Here is a 24,659-nt window from a genome sequence, read left to right on the forward strand (position 1 = left end):
GCGGGCAAGAATGGCAGGAAAGTTGAAGCAGTTGCACATATGGAATGAAAACTATGAGTTTACAAATGTGTTATAATGATGTTTATAATAAGAGAGGAAAGTATAGTATGAGCGTATTAAAACTTAAAGATCCAGAGAATAATAAACAGTGCGAATAGATAAAAAAATATTAAACTTTTTAGTAATTATAGTACTCTCTTTTATTACGTTTTGGTGGACATTTTTTATCTATCATATGCCGTTTGAGCTTGAAATTGTGGCAAGCGTCATCGTCATTCGTATGCTTGCATCACGCTTTATACTGCGAGACTACTCTCTCTCTTGGTCGAAAGCTTCGCAAAAAACTTTTCTTATAAAAAGTGTTGTCTATATTACTGCTTTTTTTGTTTATTTGCCTGTATTTTATGGAAAAGTACGTTTTTCTTTTTTGGCATCAGAACTTTTTTTATATCTTTTTAGCATTAATTTTTTGATGTATGCATACTATTATTTTACCAACAAATCAAAAGTAAAGAAGACAAAATCAGTGGTAATTTACGGTGCAGGGAAGGCTGGAATAAAACTGGCATCCGAGTTTCATGATTCTAAGTATAAAATAGAATATTTTGTGGATGATGACAAGGCTTTGCAAAACCGTTCTGTAGATTCTGTAAATATACTTTCTGAGCAACAGCTCAAAACAGTTATGAAAGATAAAAAGTATGATTTGCTTGTTATTGCCATGCCGTCTGTTCCAAAAGAGCGTATCAGAACGATATATGACAATCTCTCAAATTACTTTGAAGTTATTCAGATTCTTCCTTCTATTGATGAAATTTTAACGGGAAAAAATCTTTCGACACAGTTAAAATATCTCTCTGTAGAAGATTTGCTTGCACGCCATCCAAAAGATTTGGACAAGCAAAAGATAGAAGAGTTTATAAAAGATAAAACGATTTTAGTGACAGGAGCAGGCGGGAGTATAGGCAGTGAAATATGTCGTCAATGTGAAAAATACGGAGCGAAAAAACTTATACTTTTAGACCACAGCGAATACAATTTGTATGCTATTTTGGAAGAGATTAAGAATGTGGATGCTATACCTGTTATGCAAAGTGTAGTAAATTCGGAACTTTTAGATGAAACATTTCAAAAGTATAAACCTCAGATAGTTATACATGCCGCAGCATACAAACATGTACCGCTTGTTGAATCAAACATATATGAAGGCATCGTTAATAATGTCATAGGCACTAAAAATGTTATAGATACGTCTATAAAGCATGGCGTGCAAAAGTTTGTGATGATATCTACCGATAAGGCAGTGCGTCCTACAAATGTTATGGGAACGACTAAGCGTATTTGCGAACTGTATGCCCAAAATTCAAATGGACAGGGAACAGACATAGTCGCTGTGAGGTTTGGTAATGTTTTAGGCTCTAGCGGAAGTGTTATTCCAAAATTTAAAAAACAGATAGAAGCAGGCGGACCTGTTACCGTAACACATCCTGATATCACACGATATTTTATGTTGATACCCGAAGCCTGTGAACTGGTTTTGCAGGCAGGTGCTATAGGAAGCGGCGGTGAGATTTTCATACTTGATATGGGTGAACCGATAAGGATAGTTGATTTGGCAAAAAAAATGATTGACCTGAGCGGAAGTCAAAACATTGACATTACATATACAGGTTTACGACCGGGTGAAAAACTCTATGAAGAGCTTTTGATAGACGAGAGTGACACAAAAACAGAATATGAATCCATAACCGTGGCAAAACCTACACCGTATGATTTGAAAAGATTGAATGAAGATATAGAAGCACTGCTTACATGTAATGATACGCTGAAAAAACTCAAAGAGATAGTGCCGGAGTTTAATCATCAAACAAATTCCTAAATTATCAAAATTTTAGGTTATTTTAAAATTGTTTGGATAGAATTCTGCCATACATTCCGGATTAGCTCAGCGGTAGAGTAGGTGACTGTTAATCACTTGGTCACTGGTTCGAATCCAGTATCCGGAGCCACTTCTTTTTATGTTATAATTCCTCAACTTTTTAGAGGACTAAAACTTGACAGATACTTCCCATGAAACAAAATTAACACTTCTTTATATTTTTATAGCTTTTGCTTTTTCTATTGGTATGCGCCTTGTTTGGGTATATCATTTTAACGGATATGCACCGTTTTATTTTAACGGGCAGTTTATGATTAATACCAATGATGGTTATGTTTGGGCGGAAGGTGCTCGTGATTTACTTTCCGGAACCGGAACAAATCCGGATGCAAAAGAGTATTTTGATAAATTTCATCAGTTGCATGACCTCTCACCTGTTTCAAGTGCTGCTTCCCAACTTACAGCATTCTTTGCAAAAATCCTGCCTTTTTCCTTTGAGAGTGTTATTTTTTATTTACCGGTATTTTTGAGTTCTCTTGTCGTTATTCCAATCATTTTGATAGCCAAAGCGCTGAAAAATCTTGAGATGGGGTTTATTGCCGCAATATTTGCATCTGTTGCATGGAGTTATTATAACCGTACAATGGCAGGGTATTATGATACCGATATGCTCAACATTGTGCTTCCTATGTTTTTGCTCTGGTCTGTTATTTGGGCGATTAAAACCAATAAAGACATATATCTGCTCTTTACTGCTTTGGATATTCTAGTTTACAGATGGTGGTACCCTCAATCTTACTCTTTGGAGTTTTCATTTTTCGGATTGATTCTTTTTTATACTTTGGTGTTTGATCGAAAAAATGTATTTAATTATAAACTGCTTGCCATTATGATGTTTGCTATGATGAATACAGACGGATTGGTTCGTCTGGGTTTTGTTTTAGCCGCTTTTTATACATTTAAGCAGGAAAAATATGATAAGTATATTTACTATATCTTAGGGACTTCAATTATTGCATTTTTTGCAACCGGTGGATTTGATCCGATTTGGTCGCAGTTAAAAGGCTATATTTTTAGAGAGAGTGTCAGTGCGGGAACCAAAGGACTGGGACTTCATTTTTTCACGGTAATGCAAACGGTACGAGAAGCAGGGCATATTCCTTTTGAGACTTTTGCTAATCGTATCAGTGGCAATACTGTTACATTTGTCATTTCTTTGCTTGGTTACATGTATCTGCTGTACAAACACCGTATTATGCTCTTTTCACTGCCTCTTGTCGGGCTTGGATTTTTAGCCTATGTCGGTGGACTTCGTTTTACAATCTATGCCGTACCGATTTTAGCTTTCGGCATTGCCTTTTTAATTACGCAGATTGCTTCAAAAATGCCTACGCAGAAGTTGAAAGTTTTAAGCATGAGTGCTTTTACTCTGCTGGCACTGTATCCAAACTATAAACATATAAAGGCGTATAAAGTACCTACTGTTTTTAATGCGAATGAAGTGAAAGTTTTAACTACCCTGGGAAAAAAAGCAAGTCGTGAAGATTATGTTGTAGCATGGTGGGACTATGGCTATCCAATTCGATACTATGCAGATGTCAAGACTTTGGCCGATGGCGGAAAACACAGTGGAAGCGTGAATTTTCCTGTGAGTTTTATGCTGACGCACACACAGGAAGAGGCTGCAAAAATGGCACGGCTTGATGTAGAGTATACGGAAAAAACATATGATTTTAGAGATAAAAACAAGAAAGAGATAGAAGACAAAAATATTACAGTTTTTTCAAACATAGAACAGATGACAAAAGATTACGGGTACAAAGATACAAACGAATTTTTAAAGAGTTTGCAGTCTGATATTAAACTGCCGAAAAAAACAAGAGATATCTACTTTTATCTGCCTTTCAGAATGATAAACATTTATCCGACGGTAACACTTTTCTCAAATTTGAATTTAATGAACGGAGACAAAGGCAGGCAGCCATTTTTCTTTGTAAGCAGGAATTTTAAAGATATTGGCAACAAAATTCAATTGGCACAAAATGTGTTTTTAGACAAAAGAAATCTGCAGCTTACTCTTGGAAATAAAACATTGCCGATAAGACGTTTTGTGCAAACTTACTATGACAAAAATATGAAACTACACAAACAGGTACAGGTTGTTAATCTTTCCTCAAATTTAAATATTATTTTTATGAAAAACTATAATACTTTTTTAATAGTGGATGAACAGACATATAATTCACTCTATATACAACTGATGGTGCTGGAAAATTATGATAAAAAACTTTTTGAACCTGTGATATTAACACCACAGGCTAAAGTATATAAATTGAAAATATAAGAATTAAAGAACAGTCGGCACTAAAGTACCGATTCCGGGAAGTATTCAGTACTTAGGAACCCATCCTTTAGGGTGGGCTGAGAGTGACAGTAAGCAACAACAGTCGGCATTAAAGTACTGATTCCTGGAGATGTGCAGCTTTTTCGAAATCCGTACTTCAGTACGGGCTGAATTTAAGTAAATATAATCAAAGGTTTACTATAATCATTTCACTAAAAACAAAGGATTCTCTTGCAAACAACAATCAGAAAATGTCTTTTTCCGGCGGCAGGCTACGGGACAAGATTTTTGCCGGCTACAAAAGCGATACCAAAAGAGATGCTCCCCGTCCTTACAAAACCGCTTCTTCAATACGGGGTGGAAGAAGCAATAGAAGCGGGGCTTACTACTATGGCAATCGTTACGGGGCGTGGGAAACGTGCAATTGAAGATCACTTTGATGTTTCTTATGAACTTGAACATCAGATTAAAGGTACTGCAAAAGAGAGTTATTTGCAAGAGATAAGAAAAGTAATAACAACCTGCACCTTTTCCTATACGCGACAAGTTGAGATGAAAGGGCTTGGACATGCCATACTGACAGGTGAAACTCTTATCGGAAAAGAACCTTTTGCCGTCATACTTGCGGATGATTTATGTGATAATGAGAGTGCGGGTGTTTTAGCGCAGATGGTAGAACTTTACGAAAAATACAAGTGCTCTATCGTTGCTGTCGAAGAAGTACCTTATGAAGATACTAACAAATACGGTGTGGTAGCAATAGAAGAGCAGCCCGCACTGAAGTACGGGTTCCAGGAAGATGAATCAGATGCAGGTGAGACAAGGAATCCAGACATAAGTCTAGGCGACAAGGATATTGAAGGTGAGATACGGAACCCAGACTTTAGTCTGGGCGATAACGCTTTTAAAATTACAGATATGGTAGAAAAACCATCCCCGCAGGACGCCCCGTCAAACTTAGCTATTATAGGCAGGTACATCCTGACTCCGGATATATTCGATATTTTGCGTGAAACAAAACCGGGTAAAGGCGGAGAAATTCAAATAACCGATGCACTGCTGCAACAGGCGAAACAGGGCAGAGTAATTGCCTATAAATTTCAAGGAAAACGCTTTGACTGTGGCAGTGTAGACGGTTTTGTTGCAGCTACAAATTATTTTTACAACAAGAGTTGTTTATGAACTATAGTCATAATTTCAATCCGACTATCTCAGATGAAGATGTTTTTACTGAAATTGTAAAAGAAAAGAACTCTATCGGCTATTATACACTGCCGCTTCAAGATACATCTGTTTATAAAGAGTATGCCAAAACAGTGAAACAAACTAATATAGCCGTTATCGGTATCGGTGGAAGTACCCTTGGTACCTATGCTGTTTATAAATTTTTAAAACACTCAAAAGATTTAAGGAAAAAACTTTTTTTTCTTGAAACTACAGACCCTATTGATATCAAATCAAAAATTGAAAATATTGATTTGGAAGATACGCTTTTTATAGTGATTTCAAAATCCGGGACAACTTTGGAAACAATTGCATTGTTTAAGTATATAAACTCTTTGGTTACATGTAACAGAGAAAACACCGTGATTGTCAGTGAGAACGATTCCAAATTAAGTGATTATGCCCGTATACACAGCATGAAAATTTTTGAGATTCCGAAAAATGTGGGAGGACGCTTTTCTGTGTTTTGTGCAGTCGGTTTACTGCCTTTGGCGATAGTGGGTATAGACATAGATGCATTGTTGTCCGGTGCGAGAAAAGTACATGATGAGTTTTTTGGGACTCATAAAGAGCAGCCCGCACTGAAGTACGGGTTCCAGGGTACCTCTGCAACCGCTACTTCAGTGCCTCTTCATAACGATGACACAGGCAATATCTCCGGAACCGCTACTTCAGTGCCTCTCCACAACGATGACACAGGCAATATCTCCGGAACTGCTACTTCAGTTTCCCTCCACAACGATAACGCAGGTAATATCTCCGGAACCGCTACTTCAGTGCCGGCTGACAATGGCATAAATATTAAACAACGTCTTTTAAAAAAAGCCCGATTTTTAGTCGAATACAAATACAATTACAACATAAATGTAGTCTTTTCCTACTCCTCACGCCTTGAAGGTTTCAACAAGTGGTATATTCAGCTTTGGGGAGAAAGTCTTGGTAAAATTGATATAAACAATACACGTCAGGGATTGACACCTATCGGTATTATCGGTCCGATTGATCAGCACTCGTTTTTACAGCTTATCATCGAAGGCAGACGAGATAAAACGGTAACTGTCATCAAGGTGGAAAATTTTGACAATGATTTGAAAATTCCGGATGTAAAACTGGAAGGGCTTGAAGAGTTACAATATCTTAATAATATTCCTTTTTCCGAATTGATAAACAAACAGGCGGATGCAACGATAGAATCAATAAACAACCAAAAAGACATCCCGTGTGATGTGATAACAATAGACGGTGTTTGTGAAAGTGCCATTGCCGCTTTGATGTATGAATATGAACTGTTGACTTCCCTGTGTGCAAAACTGATGTATATTGATGCCTACAATCAACCCGGTGTTGAAAACGGCAAAATTATTTTGAAAAAAAAATTAAAACAAGACAGAAACGATGACAGCTTGCAATAAAAACAAGAGGCTGATTTTTTATACACTCAGTTTTTATATGCTACAATCAGGAAAAAATATTTGAGTAGGATATATGCAAAAAACAATAAAACTTTTACAAAAAAATGATGAACTCACAACAATAGATACTGAACTCGATATATATCTTGAAATTCCGCATCTGGCTTATGCCGAAGTAAAAAAAGAAGACGGCGGCAAAGCACTGCTTTTTACCAATGTTGTTGATAAAAAAAACGGTAAAAAATTTGAAGAACCGGTCATGATGAACCTTTTTGGATCTTACAGGCGTTGTGAGCTGCTTTTTGGACGAACTATTGAGTCTGTGGCAGATGAAATTACAAAACTGCTGCATATGAAACCGCCCGTAGGCTTCAAAGAGAAAATTTCTATGGCAAGTGAACTCTTTTCACTCAAAAATATTTTTCCAAAACGTCTCAAAGGCGAGGGAGAATGCCAGCAGATAAAATATTTAAAAGATGCAATAGATTTATATAAATTACCGCTCCTGACAACCTGGGAACAAGACGGCGGACCATTTATAACAATGGGCCAGGTGTATACGCAGAGTCTTGACGGCGAAATGGTAAACCTTGGTATGTATAGGCTGCAGGTATATGATAAAAATCATTTGGGCATGCACTGGCAGATACATAAGGATTCTTCACACTTTTTTGACCAGTATCAAAAAGCCGGCAAAAAAATGCCTGTAAGTATAGCTGTAGGGGGAGATCCTTTGTATACCTGGTGCGCAACTGCTCCTCTGCCTTATGGCGTGAATGAACTTTTAATGTATGGATTGATTACCAAAAAGCCTGCACAGCTTGTAAAATCTTTGACAACGCCTTTGTATATTCCCAAAGATGTGGATTATGTAATAGAGGGCTGGGTTGATCCTGATAATCTGAAAATTGAAGGTCCGTTTGGTGACCATACAGGATACTACACTTTGGAAGAACCTTACCCTGTGATGGAAGTTTCAGCGATAACGATGAAGCAAAAAAGAACTTTTTTAGCTACTGTTGTCGGAAAACCGCCGCTTGAAGACAAATATATGGGTTGGGCAACAGGAAAAATTTTCTTTCCTTTGCTTAAAACAACTGCTCCTGATTTGCTGGATTACCACATGCCGGAAAATGCAGGTTTTCACAACCTGATACTTGCAAAAATGCAGCCACTTTACAAAGGACATGCAAAACAGTTTATGCATGCTTTTTGGGGTGCCGGACAGATGAGCTTTGTCAAACATGCCATTTTTGTTGATGAAAAAGCACCAAAACTGGAGAACTATGAAGCTTTTGCCACATATGTTCTGAATCGTTTTACTCCTAAATCACTATTTATTACAGAAGGTATCCTGGATGCGCTTGACCACTCATCTCCTGAGACTTTGGTAGGCGGAAAGCTTGGCATAGATGCTACTGGTGCAGACAGCGTTGAAGCGCCTCAGCTTTTGGGAGATGCAGAACTTCTCAATAGAGTAAAAGAGCTCATTCCTGATGTTGTAGATTTGCATCAGTTTATGCAGCGTACAAACAACCCTGTTACAGTCATCAGTGTAGATAAAAAAAGAAATGTAAAAGAGTATTTTGATGATTTGCTGGTATTGAGTACACATGTAAGAGTGGTTGTATTTGTTGATGCTGAAAAAAATGACATACGGAACTCTTATATGCTGATTTGGCGTGTCACGAACAATATGGATGCACTGCGTGATGTATATACATCGGGACTCATGGTAGGTATTGACGGTACAAATAAAAATTCCTTGGATAATTTTACAAGAGAATGGCCTGATGATGTCGAATGTACACAGAGTGTTGTTGAAAAGCTAAAAGAAAAAGGAGTCTGGAGTCTGGACGAAAAACTCGCCGGTAAGTTTCAATTATAGAATTTTTTGTGTTTTATGTGATAAATTTTATCACTGTAAGGAATATATAATAATTTCTAATGTAATATCAATGAAAGATATTTCACTTCAGGAAAAGTATATGAAAAAAATTTTATTAATTGCACTTTCTTTGGCTTTTTTGACGCTTTCTTCGTCAAATGCTGCTATTTACAAAGGGCAGCGTGTTTTTATTAAAAAATGTTTAAAGTGTCATGACTCCGGACAGAATTTTGTTGCAAAGTATAAAATGAAAAAATGGAAAAAGCTTATGCGAAAGAAGGGCAAAGCTTTGGCAGAAATCCACCTGAAAAGTGAAAAAGCCAAAAAATCATGGAAATATTTTAAGAGTAAAAAATATGCCAGAAAATCAAAACATTTGAAACAGTTTTTAGTGGAATATGCCAAAGACAGCGGGAATGTTCCTGCCTGTAACTAAATAAAATGAAGCATAATCGCTTCATTTTATTTTTCTCTCTTTGTAAAACTCTTCTTTTTAGATAAAATAGCAAACTTTTTAATATTATTTATGAAACAAACGAAGGAAAAACTATGGAAAAAATGTGGTCAGGCCGTTTTTCGGCATCTGCTTCAAATCTTTTAGATCAATTTAATGCCTCGATAATGTATGATCGGAAGTTATACCGTGAAGATATAGAGGGCTCCCTTGCACATGCCCAGATGCTTGCAAAACAGGGTATATTAACGCAAGATGAACTAAGGCAGATTCAAGAAGGTTTGGCTCAGGTAAAAAAAGAGATTGAGTCAGGCGAATTTGAGTGGAATATTTCTGACGAAGATTTGCATATGGGCATAGAAAAACGCCTGACGCAAATTATAGGAGATACCGGGAAGAAGTTGCACACAGCAAGAAGCAGAAACGACCAGGTCGCTGTTGATTTTCGTCGTTATGTTCTGCGAAAAAATCTTGAAATTGCGAAACTTGTGAAACTTTTAATGAAAGAGATTGTGGGTGTCGCAGAAAAACATACAGAGACGCTTTTACCGGGTATGACACATTTGCAGCATGCACAGCCTATTAACTTTGCGTTTCATCTTGGAGCGTATTTGGCAATGTTTCAACGTGATATTGAGCGGTTTGAAAGTTCGTATGAACGAAATAATGTGTCACCGCTTGGATGTGCCGCTCTTGCGGGAACACCGCATAATATTGACAGACAATACAGCGCAGAACTTTTGGGTTTTGAACGTGTGAGTGTCAATTGTCTCGATACCGTGAGTGACAGAGACTTTGCTCTTGAAATTCTTTTTAATATATCGACGATGATGATGCATATTTCCCGTTTGAGTGAAGAGTTGGTTCTCTGGTCCTCTTATGAATTTGGATTTATAGAACTGAGTGATGAATATTCCACAGGAAGTTCAATAATGCCGCAAAAGAAAAATCCGGATGTTCCTGAACTGCTTCGCGGAAAAACAGGCCGTGTTTATGGTGCACTGGTCGGACTTTTGACGGTTATGAAAGGTCTGCCTCTTGCCTACAACAAAGACACGCAAGAAGACAAAGAGGGTGTATTTGACGCAGTAGAGACGGCTGAAATCTCTTTGGAAATTTTAAAAGAAGCGATAAAAACAATGCAGGTAAAATCGCAAAATATGCATTCTGCCTGTAAGGTAGGGCATCTCTCGGCAACAGACCTGGCTGACTATTTGGTTGAAAAATGCAATATTCCGTTTCGTGAAGCCCATTTTATTACAGGAAAAGCAGTGGCCAAAAGTGAAGAACTTGGCATTGATTTAAGTGAAATTGCATTAAAATATTTGCAGGAAATTGATGAGAGAATTTCTGAAGATGTTCTTGATTTTCTTGTGCTGGAAAATTCTATGAATGCCAGAAAATCCCAAGGCGGTACGGCAACACTAAGAACACAGGAACAACTGGACTATTTTAAAAAATATTTGGAGGAGCAATAAAAAATGAAAGTAAGCGTATCACACAAAGAAGGAATGAAATTTGAGGCAAAAACCGAGAAAAGCAGTTTTATTATAGACTGTCCGGTAATTTCACCTGTTGAGTATTTCTTGGCAGGTATCATTACATGCAGTGCAACTGACTTGATACTGATACCGAAAAATCAGGGAAAAACAGTCACCGATTTAGTGGTAGACGGTGATGTGGTTCGTGCGGAGGATCATCCTCGTAAATTTGTAAAATTGCATTTGACCTACAGTTTTAATTCGGATGCAGATGATGTAACAGCGGCAAGATGGGTAATGGCTTCGGTTGAAACGTATTGTTCTACTATCAACACTATTCGAGATACAACAGAGATTTCCTACTCCATCACACATAACGGCAAGCTGATTCGTGAAAATGAAAAAATGATCAGCGGCGGCGGAGCGAAAATAGATATGGGCGAAATCGAGTCTTGCCCAAGCTAGAGAGTTTCTCTAGCTATAAAAAATCTTTTGGATCGGCATCACTGAAATGGCCCCATTTGAGTTTTGCTCCACCCAGAATATGAAAATGCAAATGTTTGACTTCCTGTCCGCCGTTCTCTCCTACATTTGTAATGACTCTGTATCCTGAGGTCTCAATCTTGACCTCTTTGACAATTTCCTGAATAAACTCTGTCATCTTTGCCATAGTCTCACCGGTAACTTCGTTAAAGCTGTCTATATGCAACTTTGGTATTGCCAAAATATGCACAGGTGCTTTAGGATTGATGTCATGAAAAGCTAAAAAATTTTCATTCTCCAAAACAATATTTGCGGGTATTTCTTTATTTACGATTTTACAAAAAAGACACATAATTCTTTCCTTCATTTCTTATTATTGTAGCACATAAAAGCTATTTATAACAAATTTTTCAGTATAATCACTACAAAATTAAATAACTACGGAGACTCTATTGAAAGAGTGGTATGATAAAATAAAAGAAGCACCAAGTGTAGAAGCTTTAGAAGAGATTCGAATTGCTGTCTTTGGAAAAAAAGGCATATTAGCTGCCGAATTTGCTAAAATGAAAGATGCTCCCAATGAGCAAAAATCTCAAATCGCAAAAGATTTAAACAAGCACAAGAGTGCATTGATGAATGAGTTTACTGCAAAAAAAATTGCCTTGCAAACGCAAGAGTTGCAACGTGCTATGAAAGAAGAGGCCATAGATGTGTCAATGTTTGGCACAAAATCTTCAGCAGGGGCACTGCATCCTGTGATGGAAACAATGGACAGAATTGTAGAATATTTTTCATGTATGAATTTTTCTGTAAAAACAGGGCAGATTGTTGAAGATGATTTTCACAATTTTGAAGCACTCAACCTTCCAAAATACCATCCGGCACGAGATATGCAAGACACATTTTATTTTAAAGACGAAATGCTTTTACGCACACATACTTCACCTGTACAAATCAGAACAATGCTGGAGTCAAAACCGCCGATTCGTATGATCGCACCGGGTGCGGTTTTTCGCCGCGATTATGATTTGACACATACCCCGATGTTTCATCAGGTTGAGGGATTGCTTGTTGATGAAGAGGGAAAAGTCTCTTTTGCCAATTTAAAGTTCATTCTGGAAGATTTTTTAAAGTATATGTTTGGTGATGTGAAGGTTCGTTTTCGCCCTTCGTTTTTCCCTTTTACGGAGCCTTCTGCAGAAGTGGATATCTCCTGTGTGTTTTGTCAGGGAGAAGGCTGCCGTGTCTGCTCTCATACGGGATGGCTGGAAGTACTCGGCTGCGGTATTGTGGATGAAAATGTATTTGAAGCGGTCAATTACAAAAATGTCAGCGGGTATGCTTTTGGTTTGGGAGTAGAGCGTTTTGCAATGCTGATTCATCACATAGGTGACCTTCGCTCACTTTTTGAGGGAGATATTAAGTTACTGGAGCAGTTTCAATGATAGTTACGAAGAGTTGGTTAAACGAATGGATTGACCTGGAAGGAATTTCGACAAAGGAACTCGCTGATACTTTTAACGCTATCGGTCTGGAGGTTGACAGGATTCACGAATATCGTGTACCTGCAAAAATAGTTTTTGGAAAAGTATTAGAGTGTGAAAAACATCCCGATGCAGACAAACTCAATATCTGCCAGGTTGATATAGGGTCGTGTATCCGTCAAATTGTATGCGGTGCTTCAAATGTCAGAGCAGGGTTACATGTAGTCGTGGCAACTATCGGGGCTGTAATGCCGTCAGGACTTGTGATAAAACCTGTCAAACTTCGCGGAGTAGATTCAGAGGGGATGATATGCTCGGCGTCAGAAATCGGTCTGCCTGATTTGGGCAAAGGTATTATGGAACTTGATGCAAGTGTAGGAACCTTTTCGCTTGGACAGGATGTCAATGAAAATTCACTTTTCAATGATGATTTGATTGAAATAGAGTTGACAGCAAACCGTGGAGACTGTTTAAGTATTCGTGGTGTTGCAAGAGACTTGAGCGCTGCGTTTGACAGACCTGTGAAAGAGTACGAACAGACTGACAATGATGAAAAAAGAGGAATAGGACGTATTCTCTCTTTAACGCATGAAAAAGATTTGGATGTAAATTTACGCTACAAAGCCATAGATTTAAAAGAACTGGTTCTTCCTTTTGTTGTCAAACTCCGTCTTGGGCAGATAGAAGAGTCCCGAAAATGTGATGTTGAAGCAATGACACTCTATGTGACGCATGCTACAGGTGTGATTTTGAGAGCCTATAGACATGAGTTTTTTACAAAAGATGATGAAGTGATGGCGAAGATTATTCTTGGCGAAGATGAAAACGGATATGCCTGTATCAAAACACAGGAGGGGCAAATTGCTTCGATAGTCGGTATTATTCAAAAAGATGAATCCAAAGTGACAAAAAACGAGGGAATTGTTCTTTTGGAAGCCAGTTATATTCCACCTGATATTATTTCTAAAAAAATGGCCGAGAAAAAAATTGAATCAGGACCAATGTTTTACAAAACATCACGGGGCAGTGAACCAGAGTTGAATGGCGGACTTTCATACTGTATTGACCTGATAGAATCAAACTCTGTTTCATCAACATTCAGCGGCAGTATAGAGTTGTCTACGTCATTCAGAGAAAAGAATGTGATTGTCACAAAGCAGGAAATTGATGAGATAATTGGTGCAAATATTGACAAAATCGTTATTACAAAGATTTTGAAAAATTTAGGTTTTGATGTTTCCAAGTCATCAGTTGACAAGTTTGTAATTTCCATACCGCAGTTTCGTCACGATATTACAAACAAGCAGGATATTGTAGAAGAAATTGTACGGATGGTCGGGATAGACAATATCCCTTCCAAGCCCTTTCTTCTCAAAGAAGCAAACAGACTTGAAGACAACTATTTTGAATACAAAAAGCGTTCTGTCTTTAGACACAGGTGCGCACAGAGCGGATTTTTTGAATCTGTTCATTTTGTTTTTGATGAGAAAAAGATTTTAGAGTCTTACGGATTTGAAACAACAAAAAAAGACCTTGAACTTTTAAACCCGATTGTACAGACTTTAGACACTCTGCGTCCTACACTTTTAACAGGTCTGCTCAAAGCAGCATCTTCAAATATTAAAAATGGCTACGCTTCTGTCAGGCTCTTTGAAATAGGTTCTGTTTTTACACCGACCAGGGAAGAGTCTTACAAAATGTCATTTGTTTTCAGCGGGGACAAAGAGAATGAAAATCTTGCCAACAGCGGTAAGCCTGAAAAGGTCGATTTTGCCTTTTTTGTGCAGAAGATAGCGGATGTAGTTGGTGATATAGAGTTGCGTGAGTATACGACAAAACATGCCCTTTCCCATACCTATCAGTCAGCAGAGGTTTTGTTGAACAATGCAGTGATCGGAGAACTTTTCAGAGTGCATCCTGAAGTTGAAAAAGCCTATGATCTGCATAGAACATATATGTGTGAACTTGATTTGCAAAAAATTCCTTATGCATTGAAAACCGCACAGCAGAGATCAAAATATCAGGCCTCTTTTAGAGATTTGAGCATCATAATGCCAAAAGATATGAGTTATGAGAGAGTCAAAGATGTGATTCATACACATGCACGCAAAGAAGTTGTGCGCTTTTATCCTGTTGACAAATACAGTGATGAATCACTGGGTGACAACATCAGTCTTTCTCTGCGCTTTGTACTGCAGTCTGATGAAAAAACTTTGGAAGAAGAAGATATCACAGCGGCAATGGATTCTATCCTCGATGCATTAAACAAGAAACTTGGAATTGGTCTGCGATGAGTACGGTAGTAGTTTCTCCTGCTGAGTCTTTTTCTCTGAAAATTTCAGAAATTGCCCCGGACAAGTCTATTTCACATCGAAGTGTTATGTTTGCAATGCTAAGCAAAGGTGTCAGTGAGATAGAAAATTTTTTACGGGCCGAAGATACGATGAACTCTTTGGAAATTGTAAAAAATCTTGGCGCAAATGTCGAAGATGACGGAAAAATTATTAAAATATCCTCAAACGGCATACAGGAGCCGTTTGAAATACTTGACTGCGGTAATTCGGGAACAGGTATGCGCCTTTTTTGCGGACTGTTAAGTTCTGCAAACGGACATTTTGTTCTTACGGGAGACAAATATCTTCGTCGCCGCCCGATGAAGCGTGTTACGGAACCGTTGATGAGCATCGGTGCAAAACTTGACGGCAGAAAAAACGGAGATTTGGCGCCGCTCTCAATTCGCGGCGCTTCTTTGAAAGCTTTTGATTATGAGAGTAAAATTGCCTCAGCACAGGTGAAAAGTGCAATGATTCTGGCAGCACTGCGGGCAGACGGGGTGTGCAGGTATCGCGAGCCGGAACTTTCACGTGACCATACAGAACGAATGCTCAAAGGTATGGGGGCAGATATCAAAGTAGATGGTTTGACAACGACTGTTACGCCGTTAAAAAAACTTCTTGAACCTTTAAAAATTCGAGTTCCTGCTGATCCTTCCTCTGCTTTTTTCTTTGCAGTTGCGGCTGCGATTGTTCCGGGTTCTCAGGTGATTCTTGAAGGTGTTACACTAAACCCTACAAGAATAGAAGCTTTTAAGGCATTAGAACGTATGGGAGCGGATATCTCTTACGAATTAACAGATGACAGGTATGAGCCTGTTGGCAATATACATGTAAAGTATGCGCCTTTGCACTCAATTGTCATTGAGGAAAATATCTCATGGTTGATTGATGAACTGCCGGCACTCTCCATAGCTATGGCATCTGCAAATGGCGAGAGTATTGTCAAAAATGCCAAAGAGTTGCGGGTCAAAGAGTCTGACAGAATTTCTACGGTTGTTGAAGGTCTGAGAGCCTGCGGTATTGAAGTTGACGAATATGAAGACGGGTACAAAATTACTGGCGGAGCATTGAAAAAAGCCAAGGTTGAGAGTGACGGAGACCACAGGATTGCTATGAGTTTTATTATTGCAGGAGTGAAATGCGGGATGGAAGTGAGTGATTTGGAGTGTATAAACACCTCTTTTCCAAACTTTTTTGAACTTTTAAGCAAAATAAGTGAAACGGAGTTTACAGAATGAAAATAGAGCTTGCAGAAAACTACGGTTTTTGTTTTGGTGTGAAACGGGCGATTAAAATTGCAGAAGAAAATACAAATGCAGCAACCTATGGTCCGTTGATTCACAACTCTAAAGAGACAGCAAGACTGGATAAAGATTTTAAAGTAGGCCTCGTTGAAGATTTTCAAACATTCAAGCCGGGAGATAAAGCAATCGTTCGGACACACGGTATAGTCAAAGATGAACTTGCGCAACTTAAAGAAAATGGCATTGAAGTGGTGGATGCCACTTGTCCGTTTGTGACAAAGCCACAGGAGATAGCTCAGGAGATGAGTGAAAAGGGGTATGATGTTGTCATTTTCGGGGATGAGTCACACCCTGAGATAAAAGGAGTAAAGTCTTATGCAACACACGGTGCAACGGTTGTTACAAGCGTTCAAGAGTTACAGAATCTGAAGTTTCATGAACGTATAGCACTGATTGCCCAGACAACAAGAAAAGTCGAAGACTATATGGAGATTGCAAATTATCTGATTCCCCGCCACAAAGAGGTACGTGTTTTTAACACGATATGCAATGCAACATTTGAAAATCAGGAAGCTGTGAGAAAACTTTCTAAAAAAGCAGATGTCATGATAATCATCGGTGGAAAAAATTCATCAAATACCAAACAGCTTTTTAATATATCTTATGAAAACTGTCCAAACAGTCATCATATTGAAGATGAAAACGAATTAGAGAGCGAGTGGTTTTTGGATAAAAAACATTGTGGTGTTACTGCAGGTGCCTCCACTCCGGACTGGATTATACAAAATGTTATCAATTCGATTGAAAAAAGTATAAATTAATCATAACTTTGTTATAATCACGACAATTTTTATGTAACAGAGGATAGGCAATGGCGTTCGATAACGAATCATTTGAAGAAGAAGAAAATTTTGCAGAGATGTTCGCAGCAAGCGAAAAAAAGCAAGAAACAAGTCGCATCGTAGAAGGTGAAATAGTAGAGATACAGGCTGATGAGAACAGAGCATTAGTAAGTGTAGGTGATAAACTCGAAGGTATATTAAGCCTTGACGAAATCCGTGATGAAAACGGTGAGTTGAAGTTTAATACCGGTGATAAAATTAAAGTTATGCAAATGGGGTACTACAATGAGCGTCCCAAAATATCATACAAGAAAGTTTTAGAGCAGGAAAAAACTATAGAGTTTATTGATGCACACAAAGAGGATTTTGAAGACCTGGTTGTTGAAGGTGTCATTACGAAGAAAAATCGTGGCGGATATGTTGTTGAGGCTGATGCAGTTTCATTCTTTATGCCGCGTTCTTTAGCAGCATTCAAAGAGACTGACGATGTTGTAGGGCGTAAAATCAAAGCACAGGTTGTGAAAATTGATCCGGCTGAAAATTCGATTATTCTTTCACGTCGTAAACTTTTCAATGAAGAGCGCAAAAAGAAAAAAGAAATCATTGACCAGCTCATGGCTGAAGATGTTATCGTTGAAGGGACTATCAAAAAAATCACCAGCTACGGTATGTTTGTAGATGTCGGCGGTGTTGACGGTTTGGTACACTACAATGAAATCTCTTATAAAGGTCCGGTAAATCCGTCAAAACTTTATAAAGAGGGTGATGTTGTAACTGTCAAAGCAATCTCTTATGACAAAGACAAGCGTCATCTTTCTTTATCTATCAAAGCTGTTCAGCCTGACCCTTGGGCAGAAGTTGAAAGTGAACTGGATGAGGGCGACACAATTACTGTTACTGTTTCAAATATTGAAGCATACGGTGTTTTTGTTGATCTTGGAAATGATATAGAAGGTTTCTTGCATATTTCAGAAATCACATGGAACAAAAATGTAAAAAATCCAAATGATTATCTGGAAGTTGGACAGGAAATCGATGTTGAAGTAATAGAAATCAATTCTAAAACACATAAACTTCGTGTTTCATTAAAAAGACTATTACCAAAACCATTTGATGAATTTGTTAAAAAATATCATGAAGGTGATGTGGTGACCGGTACAGTTACATCTTTAACTGATTTTGGTGCATTTGTCCGTATAGACGGTGTTGAAGGCCTTTTACACAATCAGGACATTTCATGGGACAAAAATACAAAAGCAAAAGATGTTTTGAAATCCGGTGAAGAAGTTGAAGTAAAAATTGCCAAAATCAACAAAGAAGACCAAAAAATATCTTTAAACCGTAAAACACTTTTGGAGTCACCTATAGACAAGTTTGCCACAACACACAAAGTAAACTCTGTAGTCAAAGGGACTATTCGCGACATTAAAGACTTTGGTGTATTTGTTTCTCTCGAAGACGGTGTTGATGCACTTATTCGTGATGAAGATTTGGCGCCACTGGTAAAAGAAGAGTTAGAGCCGGGTCAGGAAATAGAAGCTGCAATTGCAAACATTGATACCCGTCGTGACCGTATCCGTTTATCTGTTAAAAAATTGGATTATATCAAAAATCAGGCAATGCTTGAAGAGATTAATGATACAGAATCACACTCTCTCGGTGACTTGATAAAAGATAAATTTAAATAAGCTCAAGCTTTTAAATGCAAAAGATAATTAAATGGTTTGCCCCGCTTTTAGCATTAGGGGTAGCCGTGTTTATTGTCTTTTTTCTAGTATCTATAAACTCACAGGATGAAGTGATAGATACGCAACCTCTGGTTTTAAAAAATGAAACTGTTTTTAAAAAACCGGAAAAACTGTGGCTGAATCATTTTTCAAAATCTGAGAGGCTCGGTTATTTTTATCCTGTGAATGAAGTGTATATTACACTTGATTTGAATGAAAAAATAACTAAAACTATTACCTATAAACTGTCAGCAAAACTTTTAGATCCCTATCAGCTTTTTTGTCTCAAAGAAGAGTTGAAAAGACATAAATTAAAGTATTTTTTAAAAAAAGATACTAAAGGTATAGATTTACTTATTTATTCACAAAATGTAGATAAATTAAACAAATTGGTAAAAGTGCTAAAAAATTATAAAATTAAGGCCACTGTTACGCCTTATAAAAAGGAAGATTAAATGCAGAAATATACAGTAGTTGTGTGTGACCATATCCATGAAGCCGGCTTGAAAATGCTTCAAGAAGATGAAAATATCAACTTCATCATGGCAGCGGATGTGGATAAAAAAGAGCTTGTTGAAACAATTATTCCAAAAGCAGATGTTGCCATCACAAGAAGTTCAACGGACGTTGATGAATTTTTTATAGAACATGCAACAAATATGAAAGCTATTGTTCGTGCCGGTGTCGGTGTTGACAATGTCAACATTCCCGAGTGCTCCAAAAAAGGAATCATTGTAATGAATGTACCGACTGCCAATACAATTGCTGCGGTAGAACTTACTATGACACATATGCTTTCATGTATGAGAATGTTTCCGTATTCTCATGACCATTTGAAAAACCAGCGAATCTGGAAGCGTGAAAAGTGGTACGGATATGAACTTAAAGGTAAAAAACTTGGTATTATCGGTTTTGGAAATATAGGTTCCCGTGTTGCGAAACGCGCAAAAGCATTTGAGATGGATATAGTTGCCTATGATCCGTATATCGACCCTTCAAAGGTAACTGATTTGGACATGACCTACACCAAGAACTTTGATGATATTTTGGCATGTGATGTTATCACGATACATACACCGAAAAACCAAGAGACAATTAATATTATCGATAAAGAAGAAATTGCAAAAATGAAAGACGGCGTTGTGCTTGTCAACTGTGCACGTGGCGGACTCTATAACGAAGATGCTTTGTATGACGGACTGAAATCCGGTAAAATTCGTTTTGCCGGCATCGATGTGTTTGTTAAAGAGCCTGCAATTAACAATAAACTGCTTGATTTGGACAATATTGTCGTTTCTCCTCACTTGGGAGCAAATACCTATGAGTCTCAGTACAATATCGGAACACAGGCGGCACAAAATGCAATTGCCGCGGCGAAAGGAATAGCCTATCCTAATGCGATGAATTTGCCGATAGATGAGAGTAAAATACCTCCTTTTGTAAAGCCATTCTTGGAAATGGGACAAAAAATCGGTTTTCTGGAGTCTCAGATTAATAAGTCTAAAATCATCTCTATAAAAGTAAAAGGGCAGGGAGAAATAGCAAACTATGTTGATTCTCTTGCAACTTTTGTGACGGTTGGGGCATTGAGCCACAGTTCAGAGACTATAAATTATGTAAATGCAGACTTTGTTGCCAAAGAAAAAGCTATTGAAGTTGAAGCGGTTAATTTGGGAGACTCAAAAGTTTACAAGAACCTTATCACTGTGAAAATCACAACAAATGAGGGGACAACATCAATTTCGGCTACAATTTTTGAAGACGGAGTACAGCGTATTGTTGCAATAGACGGTTTTGACATTGAATTCCCTCTCAAGGGTGATATGGTTCTGTTTAAAAACTCTGATGTTCCCGGTGTCATTGGCAGTGTAGGAACTATACTTGCAGACAATAATGTAAATATTTCAGATTTTTCATTGGCAAGAAACGAGCAGTCAGAAGCGCTTGCTGTGATTTTGGTAGACAATGCGGTAAATGATACTACCTTGAATGAATTGGCATCTTTAGATGCCTGCATAAGTGTTAACTACGCTCGTTTGTAAAATTTTCTTCTCTTTTACAAATTTTTGGAACCCGTACTTTAGTGCGGGCTGAAAGTGGCGTAAAAGTAAGTAATAACAGTCGGCACTGAAGTACCGATTCCAAGGAATGTATGGCTTTTTGGAACCCATCCTTTAGGGTGGGCGGAGAGTGACAGGAATGTTTTAACAGTCGGCACTGAAGTACCGATTCCGAGGAATGTATGGCTTTTTGGAACCCATCCTTCAGGGTGGGCAGAGAGTGGCAGGAATGTTTTAACAGTCGGCACTGAAGTACCGATTCCGATATGTTTTTTTGAACCTCTGCTCTTAATGTTAAAGTACGGGCTTGATCTCTTGAGAGTTTCATAAGCCGTAAGTGTTTACTGAAAAGTAGTTCCGCCGTCAATGACTATTGTCTGTCCTGTCAGCCAGGATGCTTCATCTGAACACAAAAATTTGCATGCACCTGTTAAATCCTCAGGAACACCCATACGAGAAAGCGGAGAGCGTCTGACAACTTCAGCTTTTACCTCTTCGTAGTTTGGAAATGCCTTGAGTGCGTCGGTATCAATCGGTCCGCCGCTTACGGCATTGACACGAATGTTTTTCTCACCGAGTTCCGCTGCGGCATAACGTACCATAGCCTCAACAGCAGCTTTGTTTGTTCCGTGACCTGCATAATTCGGCGTATAAACAAGGTTTCCTGTAGAACTCATGGAAATAATGCTGCCGCCTCCTGTTTTTTCCATTCTTTTGGCAGCTTCCTGCGCACCGACGACAAAGGCATCAACTGTTGCCGTATAGATATTGTTGAGACCTTTTGGCTTGAGGCGCATAAACGGTCCAAATCCACCGACAACGGCACGCCCTGAGATGATTGCATTGGATATAAAATAATCCAGTCTGTCAAAATCTTCGTCAAACTCTTTATAAACATCTTTATATGTGTTTGGCTCTAATATATCCAGTTTGTAGGCACGGCATTTTACTCCGTAATTTGTCTCGATATCTTTAATAATTTCATTTGCGGTATCAGCGCTTGAAGCATAGGTAAAGGCAACATTACAGCCTTCTTTTGCAAAAGCATACACAATTGCCTTGCCGATTCCGCGAGTTCCGCCGCTTACAAAGAGAGTTTTGTTTTTCATACTTTAGAGTCCTTTAATATCGTAATTTTTCATTACTTCTTCAATCTTTTTCATGTTTTCTTTGCTTGGAGCAACAAGAGGCAGTCTGTACTCCAGTGTCTCTGTAAGTCCTGCTATATACATTGCCGCTTTTATCGGAATAGGATTTGACTCACAAAACATCACTTTGTTCAAAGGGTAGAGTTTGTCATTGATGGCTTTTGCCCCTATAAAATCACCGCTGAGCGCTTTGTTGACGAGTTCTGATTTCAGGTCAGGCATAAGATTGGATGTAACTGAAGTAATGCCTGCTCCGCCGTTTGCCAAAATAGGATAGTCAATCGCATCATCCCCTGAAAATACTTTTAATTCGGGTCTGCGCGAAAGCAGTTCTACAGTACGCTCCAGACTTCCTGTCGCTTCTTTGACTCCGTAAATATTTTTGACATCATCAAAAAGTCTGATAGTCGTGTCTGCAGAAATGTCCACACCTGTACGTCCGGGAACATTATAAAGCATAAACGGCAGTTCGCTGACAGCTTCTGCTATAGCTTTATAGTGCTGGTACAGACCCTCTTGCGAAGGCTTGTTGTAGTAAGGCGAAACAGAAAAGATAGCATCAACACCACAGCTTTGCGCATGTTTTGCAATTTCTATTGCTTCATGTGTTGCATTGCTGCCTGCTCCTGCCAAAACTTTTGTCTGCGTGCCTTTACAGACTTCTACGGCAATTTCTATACAGCGTTTGTGTTCATCATGTGTCAGTGTGGCGCTTTCGCCTGTTGTTCCGACAGGGCATACTGCATTCATACCGTTGTTTATTTGGCGTTGTATTAACGCAGCATAGGTCTGTTCATCAAGTTTTCCGTTTTTAAACGGAGTTATCAGTGCGGTTGAAGAACCTGTTACTAAATTCATTCTAAATAGCCTTTAAAAATAATGGCTAATTATAGCTAAAAAGTATTAAATTTTTTCAGATTCGAAGTTTTTAATGTAGCGTTTTCTTTTCGCCTCTTTCATTTTTGAATTGTCTGCGATGATAAATCCTTCGACCACACCATGGAGTCCTTCATTGACACTAAAATCGAAAAAGCGGACAGCCCCCTCATCATACAGTTCTGCATACTGTTTAAACAAAGTCGGCACAGCCGTTCCCAACTCTTTGAGATATTTTTTTAAAACAACAAACCCCTCTTTGTAGGATCTGTATTTAAAAAGCATGTCAAACTCCTGTTTTTGTTCATAGCTCATAAAATAGGGTGTTTTTGCACTCATCATATCGGTATTGCAGGAAAAATGCAGAGAGTAGAAGTAGACAAGTGCCGCAACGGCCTGTTTTGGTGTGTCTGCATTAATGGTAACTGTGCCATAGGTATAAATGATATGCGGATTTTTTGCCAAATAGGCACCCACGCCCTGCCACAGATTGTCGAGTGCCCGTGAGCCCCAGTATTTTGGCTGCACAAAACTGCGTCCGAGTTCTACGGAGTTGTTGCAGTAGTCTTGAAAATGTTTACTGAAATCACACAGGTTGTAGGTATACAGTCCTTCCATACCACGGTTTTTTATGATTTGTGCGACTTCTCCTATGCGGTACGCTCCGACAATTTCAAGATCTTCTTCATCCCAAAGGATAAGATGTTTGTAGTAGTTGTCATACAGGTCATTGTCTTTTGCCGTGCCTGTGCCTCCGCCGATTGCACGAAAAGAAATTTCTCTCACACGTCCGAGTTCCTGCATTAAAAAGGGTGCTTCATCCGCCTGGGCGAGAATGATTTTTTTGCCGTCAAGTGTATGTCCCAAAACTTCGGCATTGTTTACCTCTGCACGCAGAAGCATTTTGTTGTGTGCTGCTGTGATAGTTGTTTCCGTTTGTAAAACACACTTCTTTTTTGTTCCAAGGGTATAAAGATGCCGGTAGAAAAGTTTGAGATACTCGGCAATGCTGATATTTTCATCAGAAAAAGAGCTGAGAGGAATAACTCTGCCTATGTTAAATACTAGCGGTTTTTTATCTCCTGCTGTGACAAATTCATGCGGGAGCATTAACAAACCGCTGAGCTTTTTGGGAAGTATCAGCGAGACAAAATAAAATAAAAAGCTGTTGCGACCCTCGATTCTTACCGGCAGGATCGGTGTTTTGTTTCTTTTGGCAATTTTTAAAAAACTTGCTTTCCACGGGGTGTCTTTAATCCCTTTGAGTGAAAATCTGTTGACAATGCCTGCGGGAAAAATGATTACCGCTTCTTCATTTTTTAGAGCTTCATTAATGGCTTTGATACTTGTTTTTGTAATGGCTCCTGTAATGTTGTCAACGGGAATGATGATGTCACTTGCCTGTGTCACACCCATGAGCATACCGTTTACCATCAATCTTACTTTCTTGTTTTCTCTTACACTCGCTATGAGTTGTACCAAAGCAAAGGCATCTGATGCTCCTGTTATATGGTTTGCAACAACCAGTACTCTGCCCGTTGAAGGAATGTTTTTGAGCTCCTTTGGCTTGATGGTATAGTCTATATCCAAAAGTTCAAGCATACTGTCTACGAACTCCAGTCCATGCAGATAATGGTTTTTTTCATGAATTTCATTATATTTTTCTTCATGAAATATTTTTTTGAGTCTTTGTATAAAAAAATTATTAACAGATGCCGGCAGGTATTTTACGGCTTTTTTAAAATTTGTTTTGTAGGCTTTTTCTATGTCTAACATA

19 protein-coding genes and 1 tRNA gene are annotated in these 24,659 nt (G+C 38.4%); 16 read left to right on the forward strand and 4 right to left on the reverse strand.

Going from position 1 to position 24,659, the window contains the following annotated elements:
• The first annotated feature begins 148 nt into the window (after window positions 1–148).
• From ACM66U_RS04340 to ACM66U_RS04380, 9 genes are all read left to right on the forward strand, one after another.
• Window positions 149–1,879: a polysaccharide biosynthesis protein gene (locus tag ACM66U_RS04340; protein WP_418641231.1), complete on the forward strand. Its 1,731-nt coding sequence runs from the start codon at window positions 149–151 to the stop codon at window positions 1,877–1,879.
• A gap of 55 nt (window positions 1,880–1,934) precedes the next feature.
• Window positions 1,935–2,009: transfer RNA gene (locus ACM66U_RS04345), tRNA-Asn, on the forward strand.
• Between the two features lie 45 nt (window positions 2,010–2,054).
• Window positions 2,055–4,223, forward strand: coding sequence for an STT3 domain-containing protein (locus ACM66U_RS04350; RefSeq protein WP_418641232.1), 2,169 nt, complete (start codon window positions 2,055–2,057; stop codon window positions 4,221–4,223).
• 231 nt (window positions 4,224–4,454) lie between these two features.
• A complete protein-coding gene (locus ACM66U_RS04355) occupies window positions 4,455–5,405 on the forward strand; it encodes a UTP--glucose-1-phosphate uridylyltransferase (protein WP_418641233.1) in 951 nt (316 codons plus the stop codon).
• Window positions 5,402–6,859: a glucose-6-phosphate isomerase gene (locus ACM66U_RS04360; RefSeq protein WP_418641234.1), complete on the forward strand. Its 1,458-nt coding sequence runs from the start codon at window positions 5,402–5,404 to the stop codon at window positions 6,857–6,859. The genes ACM66U_RS04355 and ACM66U_RS04360 overlap by 4 nt, the downstream gene beginning before the upstream one ends.
• A 73-nt stretch (window positions 6,860–6,932) precedes the next feature.
• Entirely contained in the window at window positions 6,933–8,747 is a 1,815-nt protein-coding gene (locus tag ACM66U_RS04365) for a menaquinone biosynthesis decarboxylase (protein ID WP_418641235.1), read from the forward strand.
• 100 nt (window positions 8,748–8,847) lie between these two features.
• On the forward strand, window positions 8,848–9,183 hold the full coding sequence (locus ACM66U_RS04370; protein WP_346388565.1) for a cytochrome C: 336 nt from the start codon (window positions 8,848–8,850) through the stop codon (window positions 9,181–9,183).
• Between the two features lie 113 nt (window positions 9,184–9,296).
• The gene (argH, locus tag ACM66U_RS04375) at window positions 9,297–10,679 is read left to right on the forward strand and encodes an argininosuccinate lyase (RefSeq protein WP_151900679.1); all 1,383 of its coding nucleotides are present in this window, start codon (window positions 9,297–9,299) and stop codon (window positions 10,677–10,679) included.
• 3 nt (window positions 10,680–10,682) lie between these two features.
• On the forward strand, window positions 10,683–11,147 hold the full coding sequence (locus tag ACM66U_RS04380; RefSeq protein ID WP_151900678.1) for an OsmC family protein: 465 nt from the start codon (window positions 10,683–10,685) through the stop codon (window positions 11,145–11,147).
• A gap of 13 nt (window positions 11,148–11,160) precedes the next feature.
• Here ACM66U_RS04380 and ACM66U_RS04385 read toward each other — a convergent pair whose 3' ends face one another.
• Window positions 11,161–11,517: a histidine triad nucleotide-binding protein gene (locus tag ACM66U_RS04385; RefSeq protein ID WP_151900677.1), complete on the reverse strand. Its 357-nt coding sequence runs from the start codon at window positions 11,515–11,517 to the stop codon at window positions 11,161–11,163.
• A gap of 100 nt (window positions 11,518–11,617) precedes the next feature.
• Here ACM66U_RS04385 and pheS point away from each other — a divergent pair, with 100 nt between their 5' ends.
• The 7 genes from pheS to serA are packed head-to-tail and all read left to right on the forward strand — an operon-like array spanning window position 11,618 to window position 20,840.
• Complete coding sequence (gene pheS / locus ACM66U_RS04390) at window positions 11,618–12,610, forward strand: phenylalanine--tRNA ligase subunit alpha (RefSeq protein ID WP_151900676.1); 993 nt, start codon at window positions 11,618–11,620, stop codon at window positions 12,608–12,610.
• Window positions 12,607–14,943: a phenylalanine--tRNA ligase subunit beta gene (gene pheT / locus ACM66U_RS04395; RefSeq protein WP_418641236.1), complete on the forward strand. Its 2,337-nt coding sequence runs from the start codon at window positions 12,607–12,609 to the stop codon at window positions 14,941–14,943. Before pheS ends, pheT begins: the two co-directional genes overlap by 4 nt.
• Window positions 14,940–16,223: a 3-phosphoshikimate 1-carboxyvinyltransferase gene (aroA, locus tag ACM66U_RS04400; RefSeq protein ID WP_418641237.1), complete on the forward strand. Its 1,284-nt coding sequence runs from the start codon at window positions 14,940–14,942 to the stop codon at window positions 16,221–16,223. The genes pheT and aroA overlap by 4 nt, the downstream gene beginning before the upstream one ends.
• Entirely contained in the window at window positions 16,220–17,050 is an 831-nt protein-coding gene (locus ACM66U_RS04405; RefSeq protein WP_418641238.1) for a 4-hydroxy-3-methylbut-2-enyl diphosphate reductase, read from the forward strand. Before aroA ends, ACM66U_RS04405 begins: the two co-directional genes overlap by 4 nt.
• Before the next feature lie 50 nt (window positions 17,051–17,100).
• Window positions 17,101–18,759 carry a 30S ribosomal protein S1 gene (locus ACM66U_RS04410; protein ID WP_151900672.1) on the forward strand — a complete coding sequence of 553 codons (1,659 nt, stop codon included), beginning with the start codon at window positions 17,101–17,103 and terminating at the stop codon, window positions 18,757–18,759.
• Between the two features lie 14 nt (window positions 18,760–18,773).
• Window positions 18,774–19,253: a hypothetical protein gene (locus tag ACM66U_RS04415; RefSeq protein ID WP_346388569.1), complete on the forward strand. Its 480-nt coding sequence runs from the start codon at window positions 18,774–18,776 to the stop codon at window positions 19,251–19,253.
• On the forward strand, window positions 19,254–20,840 hold the full coding sequence (serA, locus tag ACM66U_RS04420; protein WP_346388570.1) for a phosphoglycerate dehydrogenase: 1,587 nt from the start codon (window positions 19,254–19,256) through the stop codon (window positions 20,838–20,840).
• 359 nt (window positions 20,841–21,199) lie between these two features.
• Here the strand turns inward: serA and ACM66U_RS04425 are convergent, their stop codons facing one another.
• From ACM66U_RS04425 to ACM66U_RS04435, 3 genes are read right to left on the reverse strand one after another with little or no spacing between them, the layout of a single operon-like run.
• A complete protein-coding gene (locus tag ACM66U_RS04425; RefSeq protein WP_151900669.1) occupies window positions 21,200–21,967 on the reverse strand; it encodes an enoyl-ACP reductase in 768 nt (255 codons plus the stop codon).
• Window positions 21,968–21,970: 3 nt separating this feature from the next.
• On the reverse strand, window positions 21,971–22,864 hold the full coding sequence (gene dapA / locus ACM66U_RS04430) for a 4-hydroxy-tetrahydrodipicolinate synthase (RefSeq protein WP_346388571.1): 894 nt from the start codon (window positions 22,862–22,864) through the stop codon (window positions 21,971–21,973).
• A gap of 45 nt (window positions 22,865–22,909) precedes the next feature.
• Entirely contained in the window at window positions 22,910–24,658 is a 1,749-nt protein-coding gene (locus ACM66U_RS04435) for a GNAT family N-acyltransferase (protein WP_418641239.1), read from the reverse strand.
• Window position 24,659 lies beyond the last annotated feature (1 nt).

The organism is Sulfurimonas sp. ST-27, from assembly GCF_048081595.1.
Taxonomy (GTDB): Bacteria; Campylobacterota; Campylobacteria; order Campylobacterales; family Sulfurimonadaceae; genus Sulfurimonas; species Sulfurimonas hydrogeniphila.